At 64.8% G+C, this 26,308-nt stretch carries 24 protein-coding genes and 1 pseudogene; 14 read left to right on the top strand and 11 right to left on the bottom strand.

Annotated features, from left to right (window positions below):
- A partial coding sequence (locus MOV74_RS08380; RefSeq protein ID WP_246919971.1) for a phosphotransferase occupies positions 1-1,107 on the bottom strand: 1,107 nt, incomplete at its 3' end.
- Between the two features lie 192 nt (positions 1,108-1,299).
- Here MOV74_RS08380 and MOV74_RS08375 point away from each other — a divergent pair.
- Positions 1,300-2,139, top strand: coding sequence for a universal stress protein (locus MOV74_RS08375; protein ID WP_246919968.1), 840 nt, complete (start codon positions 1,300-1,302; stop codon positions 2,137-2,139).
- 63 nt (positions 2,140-2,202) lie between these two features.
- Entirely contained in the window at positions 2,203-4,896 is a 2,694-nt protein-coding gene (locus MOV74_RS08370) for a bifunctional acetate--CoA ligase family protein/GNAT family N-acetyltransferase (RefSeq protein WP_246919966.1), read from the top strand.
- A gap of 9 nt (positions 4,897-4,905) precedes the next feature.
- Here the strand turns inward: MOV74_RS08370 and MOV74_RS08365 are convergent.
- Positions 4,906-5,393: pseudogene (locus MOV74_RS08365) on the bottom strand (phage holin family protein).
- A complete protein-coding gene (locus tag MOV74_RS08360; RefSeq protein WP_246919963.1) occupies positions 5,394-5,669 on the bottom strand; it encodes a hypothetical protein in 276 nt (91 codons plus the stop codon).
- Between the two features lie 174 nt (positions 5,670-5,843).
- On the opposite strand from MOV74_RS08360, the gene MOV74_RS08355 reads away from it, so the two are divergent.
- From MOV74_RS08355 to MOV74_RS08345, 3 genes are read left to right on the top strand one after another with little or no spacing between them, the layout of a single operon-like run.
- Positions 5,844-6,980: an ABC transporter permease gene (locus tag MOV74_RS08355; protein WP_246919959.1), complete on the top strand. Its 1,137-nt coding sequence runs from the start codon at positions 5,844-5,846 to the stop codon at positions 6,978-6,980.
- A gap of 2 nt (positions 6,981-6,982) precedes the next feature.
- Positions 6,983-7,750 (top strand): ABC transporter ATP-binding protein, encoded by a 768-nt coding sequence (locus MOV74_RS08350; RefSeq protein ID WP_246919957.1) that lies wholly within the window; start codon positions 6,983-6,985, stop codon positions 7,748-7,750.
- Positions 7,751-7,753: 3 nt separating this feature from the next.
- A complete protein-coding gene (locus tag MOV74_RS08345; RefSeq protein ID WP_246919955.1) occupies positions 7,754-8,860 on the top strand; it encodes an ABC-type transport auxiliary lipoprotein family protein in 1,107 nt (368 codons plus the stop codon).
- Positions 8,861-8,863: 3 nt separating this feature from the next.
- Here MOV74_RS08345 and MOV74_RS08340 read toward each other — a convergent pair whose 3' ends face one another.
- The gene (locus MOV74_RS08340; RefSeq protein WP_246919952.1) at positions 8,864-9,181 is read right to left on the bottom strand and encodes a cytochrome c; all 318 of its coding nucleotides are present in this window, start codon (positions 9,179-9,181) and stop codon (positions 8,864-8,866) included.
- Between the two features lie 154 nt (positions 9,182-9,335).
- Here MOV74_RS08340 and MOV74_RS08335 point away from each other — a divergent pair, with 154 nt between their 5' ends.
- The 3 genes from MOV74_RS08335 (at position 9,336) to MOV74_RS08330 (ending at position 11,268) form a co-directional block, all read left to right on the top strand.
- Entirely contained in the window at positions 9,336-10,049 is a 714-nt protein-coding gene (locus MOV74_RS08335; protein WP_246919973.1) for a helix-turn-helix domain-containing protein, read from the top strand.
- An 87-nt stretch (positions 10,050-10,136) separates the two neighbouring features.
- Complete coding sequence (locus MOV74_RS40795) at positions 10,137-10,262, top strand: hypothetical protein (protein ID WP_258719518.1); 126 nt, start codon at positions 10,137-10,139, stop codon at positions 10,260-10,262.
- A 277-nt stretch (positions 10,263-10,539) separates the two neighbouring features.
- Positions 10,540-11,268, top strand: coding sequence for a Crp/Fnr family transcriptional regulator (locus MOV74_RS08330; protein WP_246919950.1), 729 nt, complete (start codon positions 10,540-10,542; stop codon positions 11,266-11,268).
- A 4-nt stretch (positions 11,269-11,272) separates the two neighbouring features.
- Here the strand turns inward: MOV74_RS08330 and MOV74_RS08325 are convergent, their stop codons facing one another.
- Positions 11,273-12,055 carry a cyclase family protein gene (locus MOV74_RS08325; RefSeq protein WP_246919946.1) on the bottom strand — a complete coding sequence of 261 codons (783 nt, stop codon included), beginning with the start codon at positions 12,053-12,055 and terminating at the stop codon, positions 11,273-11,275.
- A 292-nt stretch (positions 12,056-12,347) separates the two neighbouring features.
- Between MOV74_RS08325 and MOV74_RS08320 the strand changes: the two genes are divergently transcribed.
- The 4 genes from MOV74_RS08320 to MOV74_RS08305 all read left to right on the top strand — a co-directional run bounded on the left by MOV74_RS08320 (position 12,348) and on the right by MOV74_RS08305 (position 16,050).
- Positions 12,348-13,319 carry a TRAP transporter substrate-binding protein gene (locus MOV74_RS08320; protein ID WP_246919943.1) on the top strand — a complete coding sequence of 324 codons (972 nt, stop codon included), beginning with the start codon at positions 12,348-12,350 and terminating at the stop codon, positions 13,317-13,319.
- Positions 13,320-13,387: 68 nt separating this feature from the next.
- Positions 13,388-13,939: a TRAP transporter small permease gene (locus MOV74_RS08315; protein WP_246919942.1), complete on the top strand. Its 552-nt coding sequence runs from the start codon at positions 13,388-13,390 to the stop codon at positions 13,937-13,939.
- Positions 13,930-15,222, top strand: coding sequence for a TRAP transporter large permease (locus MOV74_RS08310; protein WP_246919941.1), 1,293 nt, complete (start codon positions 13,930-13,932; stop codon positions 15,220-15,222). The genes MOV74_RS08315 and MOV74_RS08310 overlap by 10 nt, the downstream gene beginning before the upstream one ends.
- Before the next feature lie 21 nt (positions 15,223-15,243).
- Positions 15,244-16,050, top strand: a complete 807-nt coding sequence (locus MOV74_RS08305; protein ID WP_246919940.1) for an SDR family oxidoreductase — start codon at positions 15,244-15,246, stop codon at positions 16,048-16,050.
- Between the two features lie 8 nt (positions 16,051-16,058).
- Here MOV74_RS08305 and MOV74_RS08300 read toward each other — a convergent pair whose 3' ends face one another.
- The 4 genes from MOV74_RS08300 to MOV74_RS08285 are packed head-to-tail and all read right to left on the bottom strand — an operon-like array spanning position 16,059 to position 20,343.
- Positions 16,059-16,757 carry a substrate-binding domain-containing protein gene (locus tag MOV74_RS08300; protein ID WP_246919939.1) on the bottom strand — a complete coding sequence of 233 codons (699 nt, stop codon included), beginning with the start codon at positions 16,755-16,757 and terminating at the stop codon, positions 16,059-16,061.
- Positions 16,754-18,886, bottom strand: coding sequence for a molybdopterin cofactor-binding domain-containing protein (locus MOV74_RS08295; protein ID WP_246919938.1), 2,133 nt, complete (start codon positions 18,884-18,886; stop codon positions 16,754-16,756). The genes MOV74_RS08300 and MOV74_RS08295 overlap by 4 nt, the downstream gene beginning before the upstream one ends.
- Positions 18,883-19,353: a (2Fe-2S)-binding protein gene (locus MOV74_RS08290; RefSeq protein ID WP_246919937.1), complete on the bottom strand. Its 471-nt coding sequence runs from the start codon at positions 19,351-19,353 to the stop codon at positions 18,883-18,885. Before MOV74_RS08290 ends, MOV74_RS08295 begins: the two co-directional genes overlap by 4 nt.
- A gap of 15 nt (positions 19,354-19,368) precedes the next feature.
- Positions 19,369-20,343 (bottom strand): tripartite tricarboxylate transporter substrate binding protein, encoded by a 975-nt coding sequence (locus MOV74_RS08285; protein WP_246919935.1) that lies wholly within the window; start codon positions 20,341-20,343, stop codon positions 19,369-19,371.
- 231 nt (positions 20,344-20,574) lie between these two features.
- On the opposite strand from MOV74_RS08285, the gene MOV74_RS08280 reads away from it, so the two are divergent.
- A complete protein-coding gene (locus MOV74_RS08280; protein WP_246919933.1) occupies positions 20,575-22,689 on the top strand; it encodes a molybdopterin-dependent oxidoreductase in 2,115 nt (704 codons plus the stop codon).
- Here MOV74_RS08280 and MOV74_RS08275 read toward each other — a convergent pair.
- Positions 22,662-24,053, bottom strand: a complete 1,392-nt coding sequence (locus MOV74_RS08275) for a caspase family protein (protein WP_246919931.1) — start codon at positions 24,051-24,053, stop codon at positions 22,662-22,664. The two genes, MOV74_RS08280 and MOV74_RS08275, sit on opposite strands and share 28 nt — an antisense overlap.
- Positions 24,054-24,221: 168 nt before the next feature.
- On the opposite strand from MOV74_RS08275, the gene MOV74_RS08270 reads away from it, so the two are divergent.
- A complete protein-coding gene (locus MOV74_RS08270; protein WP_246919929.1) occupies positions 24,222-25,004 on the top strand; it encodes an enoyl-CoA hydratase/isomerase family protein in 783 nt (260 codons plus the stop codon).
- Between the two features lie 1,043 nt (positions 25,005-26,047).
- Here the strand turns inward: MOV74_RS08270 and MOV74_RS08265 are convergent.
- A partial coding sequence (locus MOV74_RS08265) for a heme-binding protein (protein ID WP_246919928.1) occupies positions 26,048-26,308 on the bottom strand: 261 nt, incomplete at its 5' end.

Below are 26,308 nucleotides of genomic sequence, written 5' to 3'. Positions count from 1 at the left end.
GCTACGCAGCACGACGGCCCCCGGCGGCGGCGCGACGACGGGCGCGAGCGCTTGCGCCAAAACCGTCTTGCCGGTGCCTGACAATCCGCCGACCGCGATCAGGCGCGGAGCAGGGGGATGGATCAGCATCCTGGCGAGGTCAAAATAGCGCTGTGCCTGGTCAAGAATGCCGGGATCGTCGGAATGCGGTGGCTTCAGCCGAGCCAGCGCCACCTGGGCGCGGATCGCCGCCCGGATGGACATGAACAGCGGCAGGGCCGAGAGCGCGTCGAGATTGTCGGTCGGCGTCGCGGCGAGATAGCGGTTCAGGACGATGTTGGCCGCGCCCGGCTGATCGTGATGCAACAGGTCCATCAGCGTGAATGCGAGATCGTAGACCACATCGACAGTTGCCATCTGCGCATCGAACTCGATGGCGTCGAACAGCACGGGCCGGTCCTCGATCAGAACGATGTTTGCGAGATGCAGATCGCCATGGCAGCGGCGCACGAAGCCTTTCCCGCCGCGCTCTGCGAGCAGGGGGCGAACACGCAGGAATGCCTCGTGCGAGGCTCTGCCGAGCTTTTCGATATCGCCCGCATCGAAATGGCCGCCGGCTCGCAGACCGTGACTGTTGCCGTCGATCAGGGCAGGGATGGAGGAGACCCATGCCTCGCCCTCGGCGCGGATCGCCGCCGCGTGCGAAGCTGCGATCGCGTCAGCCGCAGCCGAGGCAAGAGCGGCATCCAGCGCGCCAGCCTTTGCCAGATGATCGAGCGTCCGGCTTTCGTCGAAGCGCGACATGTCGACCGCATATTCGACCGGACGGCCCTGGCCGTCGACCTTGAACGATCCGTCCGGCTCCTCGGTGATCGCGACGACGCGATGATAGATCTGCGGCGCCAGCGGCCGGTTGATCCTCATCTCCTCCTCGCACGCTGCCTTGCGCTTCGCGAGCGTCGAATAATCAAGGAACGGAAACTGCACGGCGCGCTTGATCTTCAGTGCGCGCCTGCCCTCTAGAAAGACCGAAGCCGCGTGCGTGTCGACCCGCTTGACGTCCGGATGCTCGGCGGAATTGGTGAGCGCCGCAAAGATCCGGTCCTGGGTCGCAGAATCGTCTGTCATTCCTGGCACATCCAGCTGCGTCGGGAGGCAGTCCGCCCGACGATCAGGGTAACCCTTAGGAGCGGAGCGCCGCCAGCCCTTGACGTCGATCAACGCCCGCCGCCGGCGGACCGGGCCGAAGTTCCCTTGGCTTGATGAGGATCAAGCGTCTCGACGAAAGCCGGCCTATTGTAGCGGCCAAGGAGAATCCCGATGCCCATCAAGGATGTCTTTCTGCCGCTTGTCGGCCAGCCGCGCGGGCCGGCTCTGGTTGCGATCGAGAAATGTGTGGCCGTCGCCGCCGCCCTCGGCGCCAGGATCACCGCGCTGGCGCTCGAGGAAGACGTTTTCGAGCGGCCGAAGGTGATGCTGCCCATCGATCGCGATTCCGCGGGGGCGGGCAGCTCGCGTGAGGCGAACGACGTGCAGCAGCTCCTGAGCGCATTCACCAACGCAGCGTCCCGTGCCAAGGTTCGCGCCCAGAGCCGAACGGGCAAGGTGCCGGCGGACCAGATCGCGGCGATCCTGGCCGAGCACGCCCGTTTCAGCGATCTGGCTTTGATTCCCGTGAAGCCGCACGACAGTCGAACGGAGAGCATTGTCGAAACCTTCCTGTTCGAATCGGGCCGGCCGCTTCTGCTCTGTCCGGAACATCTCGCGGACGAACTTCGGCCTGAATTCGAAAACGTCATGATCGCCTGGGATCACTCCGCGCGCGCAGCGCGAGCGGTCGGCGATGCGCTTCCGGTCCTTCAGGCGGCCGCCTCGGTCCGCGTGGTGACGGTTGCGGATGACAAGACCGAAGCGATCGTGCAATCCGGAACCGCTCTGGTCGATCATCTGAGGGAACATGGCGTCCACGCTTCGTTCGAAACGGCCAAAGGCAGCGGCAGCTCGATCGGCAAGGTCTTGGGAAGCTGGGCGAATTCCCACGGTGTGGATGCGATCGTGATGGGCGCCTATCATCATTCGCGCCTGAACGAGATCGTGTGGGGCGGTGTGACAAAAACCGTCATTGGCCAGCCACCATGCTGGGTTATGATCTCGCACTAGGCTCGCCATCCTAGCCTGATCGTCAACCATCGAAACCGTCGCTGACCTGGCGCATTTGCTTTCATGTCAACCTATCGTTTGAACAATCTGCTGGCGCCGCGTTCAGTCGCGCTCGTCGGCGCGAGCGCCCGTCCGGTCTCCGTCGGACGCGCCGTCCTGGAGAACATTCACAAGGCCGATTTCAAGGGGCGGTTCGGCCTCGTCAATCCACGCCATGCCGAAATCGGCGGCGTCGCCGCGGTGAAGAGTCTGGATCGGTTGGACTTCGTGCCCGAGCTCGTGGTCATCACGGCGCCGGCGCGCGAGATTCCCGGTATCATCGATCAGGCCGGTCGTCGCGGCTCGGCGGGCGCCTTGATCGTTTCAGCCGGGCTCGGTCATGGACCGGGATCTCTCTACGAAGCCGCGATCGCCGCGGCCCGCAAATACGGCATGCGGCTGATCGGACCGAACTGTCTCGGCATCATGATGCCCGGAGTCAGTCTGAATGCCAGCTTTGCCGCGCATATGCCGGGGGCGGGCAGCCTTGCGCTGATCTCGCAATCGGGCGCGATCGCTGCCGGCATGGTCGACTGGGCTGCGCAGCGCGGCGTCGGCTTCTCCGGCATCGTCTCGATCGGCGATCAGATCGACGTCGATATTGCCGATCTGCTCGACTATTTCGCGATGGATCACAAGACCCGCGCGATCCTGCTCTACATCGAGTCCATCAAGGATGCGCGCAAGTTCATGTCGGCGGCGCGTGCCGCCGCGCGGGTGAAGCCCGTCGTCGTGGTGAAGTCCGGCCGCATGGCGCAGGGCGCGAAGGCGGCCTCCACGCATACCGGCGCGCTCGCCGGCGCCGACGCCGTCTATGACGCGGCATTCCGCCGGGCGGGGGTGCTGCGGGTCTCCGATCTGCGTGAGCTGTTCGATTGTGCCGAGACACTCGGCCGCGTCGAATCGCCCACGGGAAAGCGTCTCGCCATCCTGACCAACGGCGGCGGCATCGGCGTCCTCGCCGTCGATCGATTGGTCGAACTCGGCGGAACCCCGGCGACCATCTCGGAGGAGGCGCGCAAGACGCTCGATGCGGTGCTGCCGCCGACCTGGTCTGGTGCAAATCCCGTCGACATCGTGGGCGACGCTGACGCCTCGCGCTACGCGGCGGCCTTGGAGGTGCTGTTGGCCGATCGCGACAATGATGCGGTCCTGGTCCTCAACGTGCAAACGGCAATCGCCTCGGCGGCCGAGATCGCCACGACCGTGACGGAGCTCGTCGGCAAATATCGCGAGCAGCACCGCCGCTGGGCGAAGCCAGTGTTGGCGGCCTGGGTCGGAGCCGATCAGCACATCATTCAGGCACTTTCCGGCGCCGGTATGCCGAACTATCCGACCGAAGACGACGCCGTGCGCGGCTTCATGCATCTGGTCCGGCACCGCGAGGTGGTCGAGGAGCTGAGCCAGGTGCCCCCCGCGATGCCCGATACATTCGTGCCGGATGCCCGGGGGGCGAGGCAGATCGTCACCGCCGCGATCGCGGACGGCCGTGAATGGCTCGAGCCTGTCGAGATCAAGAACTTGCTCGAAGCCTATGACATCGCGATGGTGCCAACCTATGCGGCGAGCGACGTCGAGCAGGCGGTGGCCTATGCAAAGGAAATCTTCGCACAAGGCGACACTGTGGTGCTGAAGATCATGTCGCGGGACATCGTCCACAAATCCGATGTCGGCGGCGTCGTGCTCAATCTGACGACGCCGGAGGCCGTGCGTGCGGCCACCTCCGACATTCTCGCCCGGGCAAGAAAGCTGCGGCCGGGGGCCCGCATCGGCGGCGTCATCGTCCAGGCGATGATCGTCAAGGCAAAGGCGCGCGAACTGATCCTGGGCCTCGCCGACGATCCCACTTTTGGCACCGTCGTGGTGTTCGGCCGTGGTGGCACCGCGGTGGAGATCATCAACGACAAGGCGCTCGCGCTGCCACCGCTGGATTTGCAGCTCGCGCGCGATTTGATCGACCGCACCCGCGTGTCGCGGCTCCTAAAGGCCTATCGTGATGTGCCAGCGGTCAAGCACGACGCCGTCGCCATGGTCCTGGTCAAGCTGGCGCAGATGGCGGCCGACATTCCCGAGATCCGCGAATTCGACATCAATCCGCTGCTGGCGGACGAAACCGGCGTGACCGCGGTGGATGCCCGCGTTGCGGTCGGACCGCCGCAACGGAAGTTCGTCGGCTCCGGCCCGGCCAATTTCGCCGTTCGCGCCTATCCGTCGCAATGGGAACGTCGCCTCAAGGTCAAGGACGACTGGCGCATCTTCGTGCGGCCCATGCGTCCCGAGGACGAGCCGACCATCCACGAATTCCTGCGCCACGTTACGGCGCACGACCTTCGCCTGCGTTTCTTCGCACCGATGAAGGAATTTACCCACGAGTTCATCGCACGCCTCACTCAGCTCGACTATGCGCGCGCCATGGCTTTCATTGCATTCGACGAGGCAACCGGCGAAATGGTCGGCGTGGTCCGGCTCCATTCGGATTCGATCTACGAGAGCGGCGAATACGCGATCCTACTACGGTCCGATCTCAAGGGCAGGGGGCTCGGCTGGGCCCTGATGCAGTTGATCATCGACTACGCGAAGTCGGAAGGGCTGAAGACCATATCGGGCGACGTGCTCAAGGAGAACACCGTCATGCTCGAAATGTGCCGCGACCTCGGCTTCGAGGTCAAGCCGGATCCCGCCGAGCCCGATATCTGCGACGTCAAGTTGAGGCTCTGAGCGCGCCCGCTAGGAGCGCGCTTCAGCCGAATTTGCCGCGGCGGATGTCTTGGTCGTCGTCCGCAATTCCTGATGATGATCGCGATCAACGGCACCAGCACCGGCGCGATCGTGCTGAGCGGACGATGCACTGCGCCTGACACCTGGGCCTGGAGCGCACGTGCCTCGAGCTGAAGGGCTTCGATGGAGGTGTCGTGAATTTCGTTGGCAAGCTCGATGTCGCGGCCTGACGGAGCGCGGCCGGCGATCGCGAAGAGAGCGGTCGCGATGGCAAAATTGACGGCGCCGAGGATGGCCGCCGCGGCAATTGCACTCCAGATCTGGACCAGCGCGAAATAGGCAGACAGCTCCAGCATCAGAAGCCCGAACGCCGCGATCAGCGCCGCAAAGGCGCGCAGGCCGAGGCCGACCAGCAGATGGCGCAGCCTGATGTCCGCGATGATCCTGTCGGTGCGCCACAGCGCGCGCAGATGTTTGACCACATTCTCGGTATTCACCTAGTGTCTCCTCAGCATGAAACCGACAACCACGCCGAGCGCGAAGGCGGAGGCCAGCGATGTGATCGGGCGCTCCGCAATGAGCCCCTGAAGCTGCTCCTGTTCTTCGTCGACGGTTTCGCCGAGCTCGGTGAGCGCGGCCCTGATCTGGTCGGCGAGCGCCTCGGCGCGATCTTTCGAGCTCTCGAACATCTCCTCGCCGGCCGTGCTCAGCAAGCGTGTGACATCGACCTTCAGCGCCCGCAATTCTTCGCTCATCCTGTCACTGTTGAACATGGACTTGATATCCCCATTGAATGCAAGCAAGCCTAGGACCCGCGCGCGCGATCGCGCTTGATTTGCGTCAATCCGCGGCGTGTCCGGGTCTTGAGACAGGTCAAGCCGGCGGCCATATGCTGGCCTAGAAATGCCGTCTGACTGGGGACGGATTGCCCCGATGAGGTGGAACGCGTGAACCACGAACCGCTGTTGCTCGCGACGCCGTCCGGCGACGTGCTGAACTTGCGTCCTGAAGGGCCCTGGACCGCCGCGAATGTGGTCGCGCTCGAGACATTGTCCCGGTCGGTCGGAGCCGACGTCGATCAATCGCGCCTCGTCACCCTCGACATGTCGGGCGTCAGCGCGCTCGACACGCTCGGGGCCTGGGTCCTGGAAAAGCTGTCGCGCAGGGCCGCATCATCCGGCAGATCTGCCGAATTCGTCGGGGTCGCCGATCATTTCAGCGGGCTGATGGACGAGGTGCGTCAGGTCAACCGCCACACGCCGGCTCCGACGGCTGCGCCCAACCCGGTGCTGGCGAGGCTGGGCGATCTCGGCAAATCCACGGTCGGGGCGCGGGAGGACATCACGATCTTCCTCCAGATGCTCGGCTCATTGTTCATGGCGGTGATCGGTGTGCTGCGGCGGCCGCGTTCGCTGCGGCTGACGTCGTTGGTGTATCAGCTTTACCGCATCGGGTGGCAGGCGATCCCGATCGTCGCGCTGATCACCTTCCTGATCGGCGCCATCATCGCGCAGCAGGGCTTCTTCCATTTCCGCAGATTCGGTGCGGAATCCTACACCGTCGACATGGTCGGCATCCTGGTGCTGCGTGAGCTCGGCGTGCTGATCGTCGCCATCATGGTCGCCGGCCGGTCGGGAAGCGCCTACACCGCCGAGCTCGGCTCGATGAAGATGCGCGAGGAGATCGACGCGCTCTCGACCATGGGGCTCGATCCCGTCGAGGTCCTGATCCTGCCGCGCGTTGTGGCCCTGGTCATTGCGCTGCCGATCCTCACCTTCATCGGATCGATTGCCGCGCTCTATGGCGGCGGTCTCGTCGCCCAGTTCTATGGCGACATGGGGCCGGCGATCTACATCGCCCGGCTGCACGAGGCCATCACGGTCACCCATTTCGAGGTGGGCATCCTGAAGGCGCCGTTCATGGCGCTGGTGATCGGGATCGTAGCCTGCAGCGAAGGATTGCGCGTCAAGGGCAGCGCGGAGTCGCTCGGGCGGCAGACCACGACGTCGGTGGTGAAGTCGATCTTCCTGGTGATCGTGCTCGACGGCCTGTTCGCGATCTTCTTCGCCTCGATCGGAATGTGACGATGGATGCATCGCAAGACGAGTTCGCGATCCGCGTCCGTGACCTCGTGGTCGGATTCGGCCGCCAGACCGTGCTCGACCATCTGTCGCTCGATGTCCGCCGGGGCGAGATCCTCGGGCTGGTGGGGGCGTCCGGCGGCGGCAAGTCGGTGCTGATGCGGACCATCATCGGCCTCATCCCGCGCCAAGGCGGGACCATCGAAGTCATGGGACAACCCACTGGCGGTCACGGACGAGGCGCAGCCACGACATGGGGCATCCTGTTCCAGCAGGGCGCGCTGTTCTCCTCGCTGACTGTCCGTCAGAACGTCCAGTTTCCGTTGCGTGAAAACCTCGTCCTGTCGCAGGAGCTGATGGACGAGATCGCGATCGCCAAGCTCGAAATGGTCGGCTTGCGCGCCCAGGACGCGGACAAATTCCCGGCGGAGCTGTCCGGCGGCATGACCAAGCGCGTGGCGCTGGCGCGCGCGCTCGCGCTCGATCCGCCGATCCTGTTCCTGGACGAGCCGACCTCTGGCCTCGATCCGATCGCCGCCGGCGATTTCGACGCGCTGATCACGACGCTGCAAAAGACGCTGGGTCTGACCGTGTTCATGGTGACCCACGACCTTGCGAGCCTGACCACGGTCTGCGACCGCGTCGCCGCGCTCGCCGACGGCAAGATCGTGGCGATCGGCCCGATGCGGGAATTGCTGCAATCCGAGCATCCCTGGGTGCGTGCCTATTTCCACGGCAAGCGCTCGCAGATGCTGCAACACGAGATGAGATGAGACATGGAAACCCGCGCTCCCTACGTGCTGATCGGCAGTTTCGTGCTGGCCGCGATCCTGGCGGTGTTCGGCTTCGTCTATTGGCTGAACAACACCGGCGGCATCGGGCCGCGCACCAACTACCACGTGCAATTCCAGGGGCCGGTCCCTGGCCTCCTGGTCGGCGCCGGCGTGCTGTTCAACGGCATTCGTGTCGGCGAGGTGACCCAGCTCGGGCTCGCGCCTGACAACCCGCGCTTCGTCAATGCGACGATCTCGGTTGCCACGGCCACGCCGGTGCGTTCCGACACCAAGGTCGGTCTCGAATTCCAGGGCCTGACCGGCGTGCCGGTGGTGACGTTGGAGGGCGGTGTGATCGTCGCCAAATCCGGCGAGCCCCTGACCTTGATCGCCGAGGCCGGCGCCGGTCAAAGCATGACGCAGGCCGCGCGCGATGCGCTGCGCCGGGTCGACACCGTGCTCGAGGACAATTCCGGCCCGCTAAAGGACACCATCGCCAATCTGAAAACGTTCTCCGACGGGCTCGCGCGCAACACCGGCAAGATCGACGGCATCCTGGCGGGCCTGGAGAAGATGACCGGCGGCGGCGCGCCTGCGCAGAAGGTCACCTACGACCTCCACACGCCGCAGAACCTCGGTGGTCCGGCCGCCAAGACGCTCTCGGCGTCACTGGCCATTCCGGAGCCGAGTGCGGTCGCAATGCTGCAGACCCAGCGCATGCTGTTCTCACCCAGCGGGGACAGGCCGGGCTTTGCAGACTTCCTCTGGGCCGACAGCATTCCGAAATTGCTCCAGGCGCGCCTGATCGACAGCTTCGAGAATTACGATATCGCCCACGCCCCGCTACGCACGACCGACCTCGGTCAGGCGGATTACCAGCTCCTGATCGACATCCGGCGCTTTCGGATCGCCACGGAGGACGAGCCACGGGTCGAGATCGGACTGTCGGCGCGGATCGTCGACAAGAACGGCAAGGTAATTGCCTCGCGCCTGGTCGAGACCAGCGAAAGGCTCGACAGGGTCGAGCCGGCGGCCTCAGTCGCAGCCTTCGATGCGGCCTTTGCTCGCATCGCCAAGGAGCTGATTGGGTGGACCGTGCAGGCGGTGTGATGCCTATTCTAGCGTCTTCAGGTAGGACAGCAGGTCGTGGATCTGGTCCGGACTGAGCTCGAAGGCCGGCATGTCGGCGTGGCCGGTATAAATCCCTTCGGCCAGCGCCTCACCAAGGGTCTCGATCGGATAACGCTGATGCAGAGTGCGTAGCGGAGGCGCGATCTTGAGCGGGCTTTGGGAGTCGCGGTCGATCGCGTGGCAGCGTGCGCAATTGGCCCGTGCAAAGGCCTTGCCGCGCTGTTCGGCGGTGGGGGCCGCCAGCGCAGGCGTAATCAGAAGCAGCCCAATCAGGCCGTGACGCAGGACGCCTTGCAGCATGGAAAGTGATCCCGTCGAACTCTGGAAGCAGAATAGGACAGGATGCCAACCCAAATTTGATCTGGGTCAACTGGCTTTGGCGCAATGCAGTAAAATGCCGCTGCGTGGCGGGCTCGGCCGGGGGGCGGAGCTGGACCGACGCGAGGAGCGGTGGATGAAGCCTTCCGTGGTCACGATTGAGCCGAACGGGCACTTCTGCGACGATTGCGCCGTACGCGGAGCGGCGGTGTGTTCGTCGCTGGATGCGGCCGAGCTCAGGGAATTCGAGCATCTCGGACGCCGCGTTCATTTCGACTCCGGCGAGACCGTGTTCTCCGAGGAGGACATCACCACCTTGTTCTACAACGTCCTCGAAGGCGTCATGCGGCTGTACAAGCTGCTGCCCGACGGCCGGCGGCAGATTGTGGGCTTTGCCTTGCCCGGTGATTTCCTGGGGATGAATTTGTCCGGCCGGCACAATTTTTCTGCCGATGCGATCGGCGCGGTGACCGTGTGCCAGTTCGCCAAAGCGCCGTTCGGCCGCTTCATCGAAGACCGGCCGCAGTTGCTCAGGCGGATCAACGAGCTGGCCATTCGCGAGTTGAGCCAGGCTCGCGACCATATGGTCCTGCTCGGCCGCCGCTCGGCGGACGAGAAGGTTGCGACCTTCCTGCTCGGCTGGCGTGAACGGCTGGTCGCGCTAAAGGGGCTGTCCGATACGGTCCCGCTTCCGATGAGCCGTCAAGACATCGCCGACTATCTCGGCCTGACCATCGAAACCGTCAGTCGCACCTTCACCAAGCTCGAGCGTCACGGCGTGATCGAGATCATTCATGGCGGCATCAGCCTGCTCGATCCTGCGCGCGCCGAGGCGCTGGCCGCAGCCTGACGGTCGTCCGCGTCGCCTGACCTTTTTGATCTCGATCAATGACGCCGGCCGGCCGGCACAAATCCCAACCCAACTGGGAGGAGCATGATGCCCGCTGATGCATTGCTGATGGCCATTGTCGTCGTCGCGATCTTCGTCGCATTCGCCGCAGCTCTGGCTTGGGCGGACCGGCAAACCAGCGCCGGCCGGCTCGATCCGGATTCCAAGCGCTGAAACTCCCGAGGTCCTGGTCCGCTCAGGCGCGCGGCAGCCGACGCCCGCCCGCACTGTCGGCCGCTCGCCAGCGCCTCAACGCAATCGCGGATTGCGTGGCCTGCAACTCTGCATCGATCAAAACGCATCGACGCATCCTCCGGATGCGCATTCCGGCTCGACCGCGGCTTTTTCGCGGCATTTGCCTCAAACCGCGCGCGTGCTTTCCGGTTGAAAAGCCTGATAACGTTGACTACGCAGGAACCTCAGTGCCTCGTAGTCTTAGGAGCCCCGCGGCGTGCCTCAGGACAAGACCGGCGACCCCCGACAGTCGGCGGGCAACAAATTATCGGTCCTGCGCAAGCACCCGATCTTCGCGGATCTGGAGCCGGAGGCGCTCGATCAGCTCTGCCGCTACGCCAAGCACACCACCGTGAAGCGCGGCGCGACGATCGCCGCCAAGGGCGATCCCGGCAACAATCTCTTCGCGGTGATCACGGGGACAGTGAAGATTTCCTCCTCGTCGCCCGATGGACGGAACGCCATTCTCAATCTGATCGGCCCCGGAGAAATCTTCGGCGAGATCGCGGTGCTCGACGGCGCGCCCAGGTCGGCCGACGCCACCGCCAACACCAATTGCGAGCTCTACATCATCGATCGGCGGGACTTTCTGCCGTTCGTGAAGAGCCAGCCGGCGCTGGCGATGAAATTCATCGAGCTGCTCTGCGCGCGTCTGCGCTGGACCAGTCAGCAGGTCGAGCAGGTGATCCTCCAGAATCTGCCGGGCCGGCTCGCGAGCGCGCTGCTCGGTCTCACCGAAGAGCGCAAGTTCGACTCCGGCAGCGGCACGCTCGCCATCACCCAGCAGGAGATCAGCGAGATGGTGGGGATGACGCGCGAGAGCATCAACAAGCAATTGCGCGCCTGGGCCGGCCGCAACTGGGTTCGCCTCGAGCACGGCGCCATCGTCGTGCTGGATACGGACGCGCTGCGCGAACTCGCCGAGAGCGGCCTCGGCGGCGAGTGATGCCTCAGGCCTGATCGTCGATGATGGCGACCGCGCGGGTCCAGCCCGCCGAGGCGCGTTCGATCTTCACCGGGAAGCATGAGACCGTGAAGCCGGTCGGGGGCAATTGATCGAGATTGTGCAGCTTCTCCAGATGGCAATAGCCGATATGCCGTCCCGCCTTGTGGCCTTCCCAGATCAGGCCGGCATCTTTTGTCTCGGCATATTTCTTCGCGGTGTAGACGAACGGCGCGTCCCAGCTCCAGCCGTCGGTGCCGGTCAGCCGCACGCCGCGTTCGAGCAGATACATGGTGGCTTCATAGCCCATGCCGCAGCCGGAATTGACGTATTCGGCCTTGCCGAATTTCGCGCCGGCGTTGGTGTTGACGACGACGATCTCCAGCGGCGACAGCGTGTGTCCGATGCGCTTCAGCTCCTTCGCGACGTCGTCGGCGCTCGCCACGTAGCCGTCGGGCAGATGCCGGAAGTCGAGCTTCACGCCGGGCTGGAAACACCATTCCAGCGGGACCTCGTCGATCGTCCATGACCGCTCGCCGCGGTTCATGGTCGGATGGAAGTGCCAGGGCGCATCGAGATGCGTGCCGTTATGGGTCGACAGCGAGACCTGTTCGACGGCCCAGCCTTGTCCGTCCGGCAGATCCTGCGCCTTGAGACCGTCGAAGAACTGCAGCATCCGTGGCAGGCCCTGCTGGTGATCGATATACTGGATTGTCGGATGGTTGCCGGGTGGATCGGCCGTCACGTCGTTTCGAAGCGGCACAGAGATATCGATCAGCTTCCGCGGCATGGGCATTCCCTCAACATGGTCTGCTGTTTCGAATATCTTGAGGGGCCTGCATTAATGGCGTCAAGTCACGTGGCGGCGACGTCGGCCAGCCGCCGTCCCCGCCATAATGCGAATTGCGTCAGAAATCGATCGATGCAACTCTTGCATCGATCGATGCTGGAATTGGCTTGGACAGAGAATGCCGCCCGCCCTACGGACGACTTGGTGCTTGACTTCACGTCTGAAGTGGAGCGACCCAAGGCGGCCCGCAGCCTGCCCGACAACGACATAATCAACCCCGGAGGAAGCCCAGATGAAGACACTCACCGGTATCATCACAGCCGTTGCGCTGGCGCTCTCAGCGCCCCTGGCGACCGCACGCGATTTCCGCTCCGCCGACATCCATCCCGCCGATTATCCGACCGTCGAGGCCGTCAAGTTCATGGGCAAGCAGCTCGCGGCGGCGAGCGGCGGCAAGCTCGGCGTCAAGGTGTTCCCGAACGGCGCCCTGGGCTCCGAGAAGGACACGATCGAGCAGCTCAAGATCGGCGCGCTCGACATGATGCGGATCAACGCATCGCCGCTCAACAACTTCGTGCCGGAAACCATCGCGTTGTGTCTGCCCTTCGTCTTCCGCGACACGCAGCACATGCGCACCGTCCTCGACGGGCCGGTCGGCGATGAGATCCTGGCCGCCATGGAGCCCGCCGGCCTGGTCGGCCTTGCCTATTACGACAGCGGCGCCCGGTCCATCTACACCGTCAAGGCTCCGGTCAAGTCGCTTGCCGATCTCAAGGGCCTGAAGATCCGTGTCCAGCAGTCCGACCTGTGGGTTGGCATGATCCAGAGCTTAGGGGCCAACCCGACGCCGATGCCGTATGGCGAGGTCTATACCGCGCTCAAGACCGGCCTGGTGGATGCTGCCGAGAACAATTGGCCCTCCTACGAGTCCTCGCGCCATTTCGAGGCCGCCAAGTTCTACAACATCACCGAGCACTCGCTGGCGCCCGAAGTTCTCGTGATGTCGAAGAAGGTCTGGGACACGCTGAGCAAGGAGGACCAGGCGCTGGTCCGCAAGGCGGCCAAGGAATCGGTGCCCGTCATGCGCAAGCTCTGGGACGAGCGTGAGCAGGCCTCTCGCAAGACAGTCGAGGCGGCCGGCGTCCAGGTGGTGACCATCGCCAACAAGGCGGAGTTCGTCGACGCGATGAAGCCGGTGTACCAGAAGTTCGCCGGCGACGAGAAGCTGCAGGGCCTCGTCAAGCGCATCCAGGACACGAAGTAAGACCATAGCCGCGTCGGGTTCGGCGTTGCCGCGGAGGCGACGCCGGACCCTCGCAAGGAGCCGCGGAAATGACAGACCCACACGTCGCAAGTCACGAGCACGGGGACACGGCAGCACGTCCATCTACAGGCTTGCTGTCGCGGATCAACGCCCCCGTTGCTCGCGCCGGCATGTATCTGTCCGTGACCGGACTGCTCGTCATCGTGATCATCGTCTTCTATCAGGTGTTCGGGCGCTACGTCCTCAATTCCAGCCCGACCTGGACGGAGAACCTCGCGCTGGTCCTCATCCTCTATGTCACGCTGATCGGTGCCGCCGTCGGCGTGCGCGATGCCGGACACATCGGCATGGACAGTCTGCTGGTGATGCTTCCGGATCACATGCGGGAGAAGATCGAGCTCGTGATCCACGTCCTGGTGGCCGTGTTCGGCGTTGCGATGGCCTACAACGGCTGGGTCCTCGGGTCTTCGGTCGGAACCGTGAAGATCCCCAATCTCGGTCTTCCCGAGGTGATCCGCTACGTGCCGCTGATCGCCTCCGGCGTCCTGATCGTCTCCTTTTCCATCGAGCACATCATGGCTCTCCTGCGCGGCGAAGAGGTCGTCCCCTCATGGAACTGATCATCCTCGGCGCCACGTTCTTCGGCTTCCTGATTCTCGGCGTTCCCGTTGCCTTCGCGATCGGCCTCTCGGCGATCTGCACCATCCTCTACGAAGGCCTGCCGGTCGCGGTCATCTTCCAGCAGATGATGTCGGGGATGAACATCTTCTCGTTCCTCGCGATTCCCTTCTTCGTCTTCAGCGGTGAGCTGATGCTGCATGGCGGCGTCGCCGACAAGATCGTGCAGCTCGCCAAGAATCTCGTTGGCCACATCCGCGGTGGGCTCGGCATGTCGAACGTGGTCGCCTGCACGCTGTTCGGCGGCGTCTCCGGCTCGCCCGTGGCCGACGTGTCGGCGATGGGCGCGGTGATGATCCCGATGATGAAAAAGGAAGGGTTCGACACCGACTACGCCGTCAACGTCACCACCCACGCCTCGCTGGTGGGCGCCTTGATGCCGACCAGCCACAACATGATCATCTATGCCCTGGCCGCCGGCGGCAAGGTCTCGATCGGCGCGCTGATCGCCGCCGGCCTCCTGCCGGCGATCGTGCTGATGATCTGCATGCTCGTCGCTGCCTACGCCGTCGCGGTGAAGCGCGGTTATCCCGCCGGCAAGTTCCCGGGCTGGGCCGAGGTGTTCCGCTCGTTCGCGGCCGCGCTGCCTGGCCTTCTGATTGTCGGCATCATCCTGACGGGCATCCTCTCCGGCGTATTCACGGCAACCGAATCCGCCGCCGTCGCGGTCACCTACACGATCCTGCTGACCTTCTTCATCTACCGCACCATGACCTGGAGCAACTTCCTGCGCGCAGCCGCCAAGGCGGTGAAGACGACGGGCGTGGTGCTGCTGCTGATCGGCGTTTCCACCATGTTCCAGTACCTGATGGGACTGTACGAGGTGGCCGATCTCGCCGGCGAGATGATGAGCAAGGTGTCCACGCAACCCTGGATGATCTTCCTGCTCATCAACGTCATCCTGTTCGTGCTCGGCACGTTCATGGACATGGCGGCGACCATTCTGATCTGCACCCCGATCTTCCTGCCGATCGCGATGAAGGCGGGCATGGACCCGGTGCAGTTCGGCATGCTGATGCTGATCAATTGCGCGCTCGGGCTCAACACCCCGCCGGTCGGAACCACGCAGTTCGTCGGCTGCGCCATCGGCGGCATCTCGGTCGGCGCGGTGATGCGCACCATCCTGCCGTTCTATGCCGCGCTGATCGCAGCACTGATGTTCGTGACCTACGTCCCTGCATTCTCGCTGTGGCTGCCCCGCCTGCTGATGGGCTACAAGGGCTAGCAGCTACAGGAGAAATTATCAGTGACGGACTATCGCAAGCTCTTCGATCTCACCGGCAAGACCGCAGTTGTCCTCGGGGCCGCATCCGGCATCGGCAGGTCGTCGGCCGAGGCCCTTGCCGGGTTAGGGGCCCGTGTCGTCTGCGCCGATCGCGCGCTCGACGCCGCGGAAGCGACTGCCGTCGGCATTCGCGACAAGGGCGGCTGGGCGGAGGCAGCGGCTTGCGACGCCGCAAGTGCGGCGGATGTCAACGCGCTCGCCAAGTCCGTGATGCAGAAATTTTCGCGACTCGACATTGCCGTGACGACGCCCGGGCTCAACATCCGCAAGACCATCCTCGATTATACCGAGGAGGATCTCGACCGCGTCCTCAACCTCAACGTCAAGGGCACTGTCTGGTTCTTCCAGGCGTTCGGCCGCATCATGGTCGCTCAGAAAGGGGGCAGCATCATCGCTTGCTCCTCGGTGCGGGCGGTGACCATCGAGCCGGGCCTTGGCGTCTACGGCTCGACCAAGGCCGCCATCGGCCTGCTGGTCAAGGGCTTTGCCTCCGAGGTCGGCCACGCCGGCGTGCGCGTCAACGCGATCGCGCCGAGCATCGCCGAGACCGCGCTGACCGGTCCGTTCAAGCAGCGCCCCGACATCTACAATCTCTACGCCGGCCACACTGTGTTCAACCGCTGGAGCAGCGCCGACGAGGTCGCGACCGCCGTGGCCTATCTCGCTTCGGATGCCGCGAGCTATGTCAGCGGCAGCACGCTGTTCGTCGATGGCGGCTGGACTGCGGTCGACGGCCCGCCGACCGGGCTGACCCAGCTGCACAAATAGCACGGCATCTAGCCGGAAAAGCCAGCGCGCTGGCGCAGCTCCCTGTGATCTGCGCCAGCCAGGAGCGCGATCAGTGCAGCAGCTTCGTTCGGATGCGCGGCCCTGGCGGTCACGCCGGCCGTGTACATGGTCACGAGCTCGCAGCCCGGCGGCAGCAACCCCGACAGCGCGATGCCGTCGGTCGCGATGATCTCGGTCGCCTGTGTGCAGCCGATCGGCCTTTGCGCGGTGGACGCCGCGAGCTCCCGCATCGCCGTTGCGCCGTTCGGAAATATCTTGAGGCGCGAGGCGACCTCATAGGCGATGCCGAACTGGTCCAGCACTTTTGCGACGTGCTGCCCCGCGGTCGAGGCCTTGGTGTCGGGGACGTAGATCGCGTCGGCGCCGCGTAACACCTCGCGCAGATCGGCCTCGGTCTTCACCGTCACCTTGGGATCACGGCTGCGGACCGCCAATGCGGTCTCGACACGGCCGACATCCGTGATCGAGGAGGGGGCGACAAGCTTCTCCTCAGCGAGCTTTGCTAGGAGCGCTTGCGTCAGGATCACGAGATCGGCCGGCGTGCCCGCGCGCAGCTTGTCGGCCATGAGGCCGACCGCGCCGAATTCGCCGCTGATGCCGAATCCGGTCCGCGCCTTCAAGGCATCAGTGAGGCCGCGCACCAAGCCTTGCGCCGCGCCGCCGCTCAAGATTTTCACTGTCGTCACGACGCAAGCTCCGCAGCTGCAATGATTCTGTCACGCGTGATCGGCAGGTCACGCACGCGCACGCCGAGGCAGTCGTAGACGGCATTGGCGATCGCCGCCGTCACCGGGCCGTGGGCGGCCTCGCCGGCGCCGACCGGCTCGATCTCCGGTCGCTGGATGATCTCGACGTCCACTGCCGGCACCTCACTGAATCTCAGGATCGGATAGTCCGTCCAGGAGGTCGAGGTGATGCGCGTCCGGTCGAAGCGGACGCGCTCCCTCAGCACCCAGCTCGTCGCCTGGATCGCGCCGCCCTCGATCTGATTGATGACGCCGTCCGGATTGATGGCCTCGCCGACATCGACCGCGAGCGTCAGCCTCTTGACGCGGATGTCGTCGGTGCCTTCGATCTCGGCAATCGCGGCGCAATACGCGCCCGTGTTCTTGTAGCGGCCAAATCCGATGCCGTGACCGATGCCGGAGCGCTTCTGCGGTTTCCATCCGGAACGTCGCGCCGCAGCGCTGATGACGTCGCGGGCCCGTTCGTCGCGCAGATGCCGCAAGCGGAACGCGATCGGATCTTCGCCGCGCAAGGCGGCGATCTCGTCGAGCAGGGATTCGATGGCGAAGACGTTGCCTTGTCCGCCCAGCGTCCGTAGCGACGAGGTGCGCATCGGCATGGTCAACAGCCGGTGGCTCGTGATCCTCCAGGCCGGAAGATCATACAGCGGAACGGAGTTGCGGTCGGCACCGCCCCCATTCGCGGCCGGTGGATTCGTCGAGATCATACGGGGGTAGGGGTTCGCGATCTCGGTTGCGGCAAGCAGCGCCGGCTGCGGCGCGCGTCCCGGCCTTGCTACGTGGCCATTGCTCCAGATCGCGTGGCGCCAGCCGACGATCTCGTTGTCCGCATCGAGATCGGCCTCGATCTCGATGGCCATCGCCGCGCCAAAGGGGGCGTGGGACATCTCGTCGTGGCGCGACCACTGCACCCGCACCGGCCGGCCGCCAGCAGCCTTGGCGAGCAACACGGCATCGAGTGCCACGTCATCGGCCGCATTGTGTCCGTAGCAGCCGGCGCCCTCCATGTGCTCGACCACGATGTTCTCGGCCGGCAGCTTGAGCACGATCGCGAGGTCGGCGCGCAGCAGGTAGACACCCTGGCTGTGCGTCCAGACATGAACGCGATCAGCCTCCCATCGTGCCAAGGCGCAGGACGGCGCCATCGAGGCATGCGCGATGTAAGGGCGGGTATATTGCCGGCGGAGGGTTTGAGAGCCCTTGCGCGCCGGGCTTGCTGTCCTGGTGTCAATGATGGTCGTCTCGACGGGCTGGCTTCGCAGGAAGCCGGCGAGATCGGCTTCATCGGGCAGCGGTTCGCCGGCCGACCATGTTGCGCCTTTGCGCAGGGCTTTCAGCGCGGCTTCTGCCGCAGCCTCGCTGTTGGCGACCACTCCGGAAAAGCCGCCGTCGCGGACGATTGCGATGAGGCCGGGAACGGCGCGCGCTACGGTGTCGTCTAGCCCAACCAATTTGGCGCCCGAGACGTCGGGTCGCAACACGCGTCCGTGCGCCAGTCCCGGCAGCGCAAGGTCGTGGATGAAGCGCGGCCGCGCAAACACCTTGTCGGGAATATCCACACGCTGGACCGAATGGCCGGCGACGCTGCGCTTGTCGGCGCTCTTCGCGGTCACGTCCGCGGTGGCATCGTGGTCGAGCGAGACCTCGCCGCTCAATTCCCAGTAGCTGGTCCTGACATTGCCGGGGCCTGAGATGGTGCCGTCATCGACATCCAGCAGCGATGCATCGACACCGAGACGCTCCGACGCCGCGTCAAGGAAGCGTTGGCGCACCTCGGCACAGACCAGGCGCAGCGCCCGGCCGGATTGCTGGATCGACTGGCTGCCCGAGGTGACGCCTTCGTTCGGGCTCATCGCCGTCGAGGTATGGATCATGTCAATGCGGCCGATATCGACGTCGAGCTCGTCCGCCGCGATCTGCGCCAGCGCCGTGACAATGCCCTGGCCGATCTCGACCTTGCCGGGCGAGACCGCCACACCGCCTTCACCCGTGAAGTTCACCCAGGACGACAGTTTTGGATTGGCAGCGAGGCTGATCGGCAGTTTCGGGGCAGGGGACGACGCACTCATGACGCTGCCAGCTCCGCCGCCGCGCGCAACACGGCGCGGACCATGCGGGTATGCGATCCGCAGCGGCACAGATTGCGATCGAGTGCCGCTCTGACCTCGGTCTCCGTCGGGGACGGATTGCGCTTCAGGAGCGCCGCCGCGCTGATCAGGATTCCGGAAACGCAATAGCCGCACTGTATCGCCTGCTCGGAGATGAAGGCACGTTGCAGCGCGTGCGGTCGTCCGGCCGTGCCGAGGCCTTCGACGGTGACGACGTCCCGGTCCGCGACCGACCACATCGGCATATCGCAGGAGGTTATCGCGCGGTCGTTGACCATGACAAGACAGGCCCCGCACTCGCCGGCGCCGCAGCCGAAATGTGCACCGGTAACGCCGAGCCGGCCGCGCAGCACATCGAGCAGCGTCTGGTCCGGATCGGCATCCACTGTCATGGCGGCGCCGTTGAGGCTGAATTGAATGGTCGGCATGCGCACTCTGCGGCCTCAGGACTTGTCGAACTTCTTGACGACGTCGGCCCATTTCTCGATATCGCCACGCAGGAATTTCTCGAATTCCTCCGTGGTCATCGACATGGGCACGGCCCCCTGTTCCGTCCAGAGCTTGACGATGTCGGGCCGCTTCACCATTGCGTTGACGGCGGCATTGAGCTTGTCGATGACGGGCTTTGGTGTGCCGGCCGGCGCCATCAGGCCGAGCCAGATCGTCGCCTCATAGCCTGCTACGCCCGCCTCGATCGCGGTCGGCACCTTCGGCAGCACGGCTGAGCGCTGCTTGCCGGTGGTCGCGAGCGCGCGGACCTGGTTCTCGGCGATGTTCGGCGCCATCGCCGGCACCGCGTCGATCATCATCTGCACCTGTCCGCCGATCACGCCGCTGCGCGCCTCGCCGCTGTTGCGATAGGGAACGTGCACGACATCGACGCCGGCCATGGCTTTGAACAGCTCGCCGGCCATGTGGTACGGCGTGCCCTGACCCGAAGAGGCATAGTTCAGCTTGCCCGGTTGCGCTTTGGCGAGAGCGATGAACTCGACAAGAGTCTTCGCCGACACCTGCGGGTTTACCACGATGACGAGATCGGAATAGTTCACCGGCGCGATCGGCGCGAGGTCCCGCATCAGCTCGTATTTGCGCTTGTCCGGGGTCAGCAGCGATTCATTCGCGGTCTGGGTGTTGGACATCATCAACAGCGTGTAGCCGTCGGCCGGCGACTTCGCAGCCTCCACGGTGCCGATGACACCGCCGGCACCGGTGCGATTCTCGACCACGAAGGGCTGGCCGAAGCTCTCCTGGAGCGCATTGCCGATCAGCCGTGCGGCGACGTCGGCCGGTCCGCCGGCGCCGAAGGGCACGACGATGCGGACCGCGCGGGTGGGATAATCCTGGGCGAATGAGGGGGCGGCGGAGACTGCGGCAAGCAGGCCGGCGGCCAAGGCCGGCACGAATCTTCGGACTGTCATGCCCACCTCCCTGATATCGTTCTTGTTGGCAGCACTGTAACGGCAGCCGATGCGGACTGTCGACGGCTGACCAGGCCGATCACGCCGGGAATATCGCGCCGTTTTCGGCGTGGAGCGCCGTCTTCGCAGTCGCGGCAGGAACCCGCAGCGCACGTGATCTGAGCAAATCGCATGGGCATTGCCGGATAAATGCCCTCGGCTGACAGGTATTTTGGTGTTACGAATTTGGCCATGAACCAGCACGCCAAGATCGAAATCCGCCATTCGACCTGCCCGCATGATTGCCCCTCGGCCTGCGCCCTCGATGTCGAGGTGGTCGAAGGCCGCAGCATCGGTCGTGTCCGTGGTTCGAAGCAGCAGACCTATACGGCCGGCGTCGTCTGCGCCAAGGTCGCCCGCTATGCCGAGCGCATCCATCATCCGGAGCGGGTGATGTTTCCGATGCGCCGCATTGGGCCGAAGGGCTCGGGGCAATTCGCGCGGATCTCCTGGGACGAGGCGCTGGACGAGATCGGGCATCGCTTCAATGCGGCCGAGCGCGAGTTCGGCGCGGAATCGATCTGGCCTTATTACTATGCCGGCACGATGGGGCTGGTGATGCGCGACGGCCTCAACCGTCTCACGCATGTGAAGAAATATTCCCGCTTCTATCAGACCATCTGCGCCAATGTCGCCCGCATCGGCTTCGCGATCGGCACCGGCAAGATCGCCGGCGTCGATCCGCGCGAGATGGCGCTGTCCGACCTCGTCGTGATCTGGGGCACCAACCCGGTCAACACCCAGGTCAACGTGATGACGCACGCCTCCCGCGCCCGCAAGGAGCGCGGCGCGAAAATTGCCGCGGTCGACATCTACGACAACGAGACCATGAAGCAGGCTGACATCAAGATCATCCTGCGGCCCGGCACCGACGGCGCGTTCGCGTGTGGTGTCATGCACGTCCTGTTCCGCGACGGCTATGCCGACCGCGCCTACATGGACAAGTACACCGATTGCCCGGCCGAGCTCGAGGCGCATCTGAAGACGCGCACGCCGGAATGGGCGTCTGCGATTTGCGGCGTGCCGGTGGCGGAGATCGAAGCCTTTGCCAAGGCGATCGGCGAGACCAAACGGACCTTCTTCCGGCTCGGCTACGGCTTCACCCGCTCGCGCAACGGCGCGACGCAGATGCATGCCGCGACCTGCATTCCCGCGGTCACCGGCGCCTGGCAGTATGAAGGCGGCGGTGCCTTCTTCAACAATTACGCGCTGTGGCATTTCAACGAATCCATCATCGAGGGCCACGACGCCATCGACCAGAGCATCCGCGCACTCGACCAGTCGAAGATCGGCCGCATCCTCACCGGGGATGCCGAAGCGCTGCGCGGCAAGGGGCCGGTCAAGGCGATGCTGATCCAGAACACCAACCCGATGACCGTGGCGCCGGAGCAGGCGCTGGTCCGGCAGGGCTTTGCGCGCGAGGATCTGTTCGTCGCGGTGCACGAGCAGTTCATGACCGAGACGGCGCAGATGGCCGATATCGTGCTGCCGGCGACCATGTTCATGGAGCATGACGACCTCTATTACGGCGGTGGCCACCAGCACATCTCGGTCGGGCCGAAACTGATCGATCCGCCCGGCGAATGCCGCTCCAACCACGAGGTTTTGCAGGGGCTGGCGCCGCGGCTCGGCGCCAAGCATCGAGGTTTCGAGATGACGCCGCGCGAACTGATCGACGCGACGCTGAAGCTGAGCAATCACGGCGACATCGCCGGTCTCGAGGCCGACCTCTGGCGCGACCTGCAGCCGGACTTCCGCACCTCGCATTTTCTCGATGGCTTTGCCCATGCCGACGGCAAATTCCATTTCAAAGCGGATTGGGCGCATCCACCGTTCGGCGTGACCATGGGCGATGTCGCCAAGATGCCTGATCTGCCGGACCACTGGGCGGTGATCGAGCACTCCGACCAGGCCCATCCGTTCCGGCTGGCGACCAGCCCTTCGCGCAGCTTCCTCAACACCACCTTCAACGAGACGCCGTCCTCGCTGGCGCGCGAGGGCAAAGCGAGCGTGATGATCCATCCCCTGGATGCTGCCGCGCTCGACATCGCAGACGGCGATGCGGTGACGCTTGGCAATACCCGCGGCGAGACCACGCTGGTCGCGACGCTGTTCGTCGGCGTGCGGCGCGGCGTGCTGATCGCGGAGTCCGTTCATCCCAACAAGAACCATATCGGCGGGCGCGGCATCAACATGCTGACGGGCGCCGAAACCGTCGCGCCGATCGGCGGGGCCGCATTCCATGACAACAAGGTCTGGATCAGGAAGGCCTCTGCAGCTCAGGGCACGCATTCCGTGACGCCGTAGCCCGCGAACTCCTTCGCGATATCAGGATTCATCGACTTCGCCTGCGCGATATCCGTGGCGCCGTCGCCGCCGCTCTTGCGCCTGGCGATGCCCCGGCCGAACAGCGACGATGACGAGCGCGGGTTGCGCTGGATCGCATCGTTGTAGTCCTTGATCGCCTCGGCGGTCCGGCCGAGCTTGAGGTTGACGAGCCCTCGGCTGTCGAGCGCATCGCTCAATCCGGGATCGATCTGGAGCGCCAGATTGCAGTCGGCGAGCGCGCCCTGCAGATCGCCGGTCGCAGCGCGCGTCCAGCAGCGATTGTTGAGCGCCTCGCCATCCCTGGGATCCCTGCGGATCACGAGGTCGAAATCCTGCATGGCGAGCCTATAGGCGCGCTTGATCGCATAGACCTGGCCGCGCTTGTAGCGCGAGGCGACGTCATTGGCATTCGCCGCGATCTTGCGACTGAGATCGGCGATGACCGGATCCCTGGCGAGATCGTCGGCGCTCGGGGGCGGCTCCGCCTGCGGGGCATCGCAGACCGGCTTCTGCGGCTCGGGTTTCTGAGGCTCTGGCTTCGTCGGGTCGCCGGCCTTGTTGTCGGCCGGCTGCGCCACCGAACCTGCGAAAGAGAATTCGGTTGTGAGCGAGGATGACAGCCACGGCACCTGCTCCCGTTTGGTGGCGGCGACCACGCCGTTCTTGGTGTTGGTCAGGGCCTGCTCGGCGCTGATGTTCGGCGCACGCATCTCGCGGAGCAGCTCGGCGACGAACAGGCCGTGCTCGGTCTTGCCGCTGGCCGCAACCGCGCCGAGCGCGGCGGAGTAGAGCACGAGCGAATTGCTCGGCGCGATCGCCGGCGCAAGGCCCGCCGAATAGCGGCGGAAGCGCCGCTCGAACGGGTTGCGGCGCGAGGCGTCGATCAGCGCGATCTTGATCGCGGCGCCGCGCGTGTTCATCTCGGCGAGGATGGTGTCGAGGCTGAAGCCGTCGCGCGCCACGTCCGGCTCGGTCCAGATCTGCGCGTCGACCGGAAGCAGGTAGGTCTGCCGGTTGGACTGGATGGCAAAACCGTCGAAGAAGATCAGCGCCACCGCGCCGCGCTCGATGCGGGCATAAAAGCGATCCAGCACCTGCCGCATGGCGTCGGCCGTGAGATTGCTCTGCCGATCGACGACGAAGCCGTCGCGCTTCAATTCTTCAGCGACGTCCTGAGCATCGTTGGCGACCTCGTTCAGCACGAATTCGTTGTCGGGGTATCTTGCATTGCCGATCACCAGCGCGAGCTTGGCGCCGTCGGCCGCGCGGCTTGCGGGTCCTGCGCTCAGCACGAGCAAGCCTGCCAGCAACAAAATCGTCGCGGTGCGCATGAAATGGCTCATCGGTGATCAAAATCTCCAGTCAGGATAGCGGCCGTCGCCGTTAATTCAATCGCCATGCGAATTTGCGCCCACACGCTATGGTGACACAGCGTTGCAGATTGCCCTTGCGCGCGCCGCCGGTCCTGCCGCAAATGGCAGCAAAACGGAACACAAGGAAGCGAGCCTACCATGACCGACACCACGGCAATCATCACTGAAAAGCGCGGGCAGGCGTTCTGGATCACCATCAACCGGCCGGAGAAACGCAACGCGCTGAACGGCGAGGTCATCGCCGGCATCACCAAAGGCTATCGCGACGCGCATGACGACAAGGACGTCCGCGTCATCGTGCTGACGGGCGCGGGCGACAAGGCGTTCTGCGCGGGCGCCGACTTGCAGAATTCCGGCGCGGCTTTCGCGATGGATCATTCCAAACCAAATGTCGACTATGCCGATCTGTTACGTTTGTCACAGAACTCCACCAAACCGGCGATTGCGCGGGTCGGGGGCGTCTGCATGGCCGGCGGCATGGGCCTTTTGTGCATGACCGACATGGCGGTCGCGGCCGATCACGTCATCTTCGGCCTGCCCGAGGTGAAGGTCGGCGTGTTCCCGATGCAGGTGCTGAGCCTGTTGCAGAGCATCGCGCCGCCGCGCCTCGTCAACGAATGGGCGCTCACCGGCGAGCCGTTCGATGCCAAGGCGGCGCTGAGCGCGGGCCTGCTCAACTACGTGGTGCCCACCGCCGAGCTCGATGCCAAGGTCGACTGGCTGATCGGCCGCATCGTCGACAAGTCGCCAACCGCGATCCGCCGCGGCAAATACGCCATGCGCGCCATCGCCTCGATGTCGTTCGACGAGAGCATCGCCTACACCGAAAGCCAGATCGCACTGCTGGCGATGACCGAGGACGCCAAGGAGGGCCTGAAAGCGTTCAGCGAGAAGCGGAAACCGGTCTGGACGGGAAGGTAGAGGGGGGCTGCTGGCTGATCCGTCATCCTGAGGTGCCAGTGATGCGATGCGGTTAGCATCGCAGCGGGAGCCTCGAAGGATGAACGGCCAAAGATGCAGCCGGGCCGTCGCCCTTCGAGGGCCGCTGAAGAAGCGGCCACCTCAGGGTGACGGGGATGAATTGACGCACGCTGAATCAACATCGTTCATTGCGAGCGCAGCGAAGCAATCCAGTGTCTTTCCGCGGAGGGATTCTGGATTGCTTCGCTGCGCTCGCAATGTCGAAGCAGGATGGCGAGGCTTTCATCCACTTATTCACGATTCAAAACAGCAGGCACGCCTTCGCCTTCTCGCGGCGTAATCCGCCCGAGCTTTGCTCTCCGCTTCACGCCCTCTCGGAGAGAAAGGGCGCAGGGAAGGCCGGGTGCCGGCTGGCACCCGCAAGACTCCCGTGCAAGAATGATGCACACGCAAGGCACAGGAGCGATACAGGGCAGCCGCAACATCCGGCCTTCCCTGCGCAGTGGCTTTACGGCTTATACGCGCTCTCCTCGGAGACGATTGTCCTTCTTGCCTCCGTCACCTCCGCGAAATTCACGGACGCCGCTCCGGTCGGAGCGAGCGCCTTTCGCAAAGGCTTGACCGTAGCAACGACGGCCAGGACCACGCGCTTTCGTCGTACGCATTCGGCGCCGTCCGTCGTGTGCGGCCGGTCGCGCTCACGGGATCTTCCGCCCTGCACGCCAGATTCCGCATCGACGCCGCTCGCGTCCACCGCAGCCTGATCCGCGGCTCGTGACGACGTACGACCGCCCCTTTTCGTGGATCAGGATGGCGGCAGGATGCGGTAAAACGGAAATTCTGTAAAGGCGAATATTTTTGCGGGTGTCGGTTGACCGAGGGATTGGGTGTTTTGCCCCTCGGGTGGCGCAAGAGCTTGTAGGCGGCGTAGGGTGGGTAGCGTCAGCGTAACCCACCACGCTTGTTTCCGCGGAGGCGGAACAGGTGGGTTACGCCTGCGACCGCGCTTTGCGCGGTCTCCGGCTAACCCACCCTACGGCAGCTCACCCCGCGTTGGCTTTCAGTCCTGCCGCCTGGATCCCCGCGAGCGCGCAGGCCTCGTCATTGTCGGAGGTGTCACCCGACACACCCACCGCGCCGAGCAGCGTCGCGCCGTCCATGATCAGCACGCCGCCGGGGACCGGCACCAGCGCGCCCTTGGCCAGGGTGTTCACGGCATCGATGAAATAGGCCTGCTCCTGGGCGCGCTGGAACAGGGCGCGCGAGCCCATGCCCATGGCGAGCGCGCCATAGGCCTTGCCGTG

It is taken from the genome of Bradyrhizobium sp. SHOUNA76, assembly GCF_023006445.1.
Classification (GTDB): domain Bacteria; phylum Pseudomonadota; class Alphaproteobacteria; order Rhizobiales; family Xanthobacteraceae; genus Bradyrhizobium.
Note: the sequence above shows the minus strand (reverse complement) of the source record. Positions and strands in the feature narration are given on the sequence as shown.

Excerpts from the sequence above, each read along its gene's own strand:
- MOV74_RS08375 (WP_246919968.1), top strand. The coding sequence starts at position 1,300 with ATGCCCATCAAGGATGTCTTTCTGCCGCTTGTCGGCCAGCCGCGCGGG.
- MOV74_RS08370 (WP_246919966.1), top strand. The coding sequence starts at position 2,203 with ATGTCAACCTATCGTTTGAACAATCTGCTGGCGCCGCGTTCAGTCGCG.
- MOV74_RS08360 (WP_246919963.1), bottom strand. The coding sequence starts at position 5,669 with ATGTTCAACAGTGACAGGATGAGCGAAGAATTGCGGGCGCTGAAGGTC.
- MOV74_RS08350 (WP_246919957.1), top strand. The coding sequence starts at position 6,983 with ATGGATGCATCGCAAGACGAGTTCGCGATCCGCGTCCGTGACCTCGTG.
- MOV74_RS08345 (WP_246919955.1), top strand. The coding sequence starts at position 7,754 with ATGGAAACCCGCGCTCCCTACGTGCTGATCGGCAGTTTCGTGCTGGCC.
- MOV74_RS08340 (WP_246919952.1), bottom strand. The coding sequence starts at position 9,181 with ATGCTGCAAGGCGTCCTGCGTCACGGCCTGATTGGGCTGCTTCTGATT.
- MOV74_RS08335 (WP_246919973.1), top strand. The coding sequence starts at position 9,336 with ATGAAGCCTTCCGTGGTCACGATTGAGCCGAACGGGCACTTCTGCGAC.
- MOV74_RS40795 (WP_258719518.1), top strand. The coding sequence starts at position 10,137 with ATGCCCGCTGATGCATTGCTGATGGCCATTGTCGTCGTCGCGATCTTC.
- MOV74_RS08325 (WP_246919946.1), bottom strand. The coding sequence starts at position 12,055 with ATGCCGCGGAAGCTGATCGATATCTCTGTGCCGCTTCGAAACGACGTG.
- MOV74_RS08320 (WP_246919943.1), top strand. The coding sequence starts at position 12,348 with ATGAAGACACTCACCGGTATCATCACAGCCGTTGCGCTGGCGCTCTCA.
- MOV74_RS08315 (WP_246919942.1), top strand. The coding sequence starts at position 13,388 with ATGACAGACCCACACGTCGCAAGTCACGAGCACGGGGACACGGCAGCA.
- MOV74_RS08310 (WP_246919941.1), top strand. The coding sequence starts at position 13,930 with ATGGAACTGATCATCCTCGGCGCCACGTTCTTCGGCTTCCTGATTCTC.
- MOV74_RS08295 (WP_246919938.1), bottom strand. The coding sequence starts at position 18,886 with ATGAGTGCGTCGTCCCCTGCCCCGAAACTGCCGATCAGCCTCGCTGCC.
- MOV74_RS08290 (WP_246919937.1), bottom strand. The coding sequence starts at position 19,353 with ATGCCGACCATTCAATTCAGCCTCAACGGCGCCGCCATGACAGTGGAT.
- MOV74_RS08285 (WP_246919935.1), bottom strand. The coding sequence starts at position 20,343 with ATGACAGTCCGAAGATTCGTGCCGGCCTTGGCCGCCGGCCTGCTTGCC.
- MOV74_RS08280 (WP_246919933.1), top strand. The coding sequence starts at position 20,575 with ATGAACCAGCACGCCAAGATCGAAATCCGCCATTCGACCTGCCCGCAT.
- MOV74_RS08275 (WP_246919931.1), bottom strand. The coding sequence starts at position 24,053 with ATGAGCCATTTCATGCGCACCGCGACGATTTTGTTGCTGGCAGGCTTG.
- MOV74_RS08270 (WP_246919929.1), top strand. The coding sequence starts at position 24,222 with ATGACCGACACCACGGCAATCATCACTGAAAAGCGCGGGCAGGCGTTC.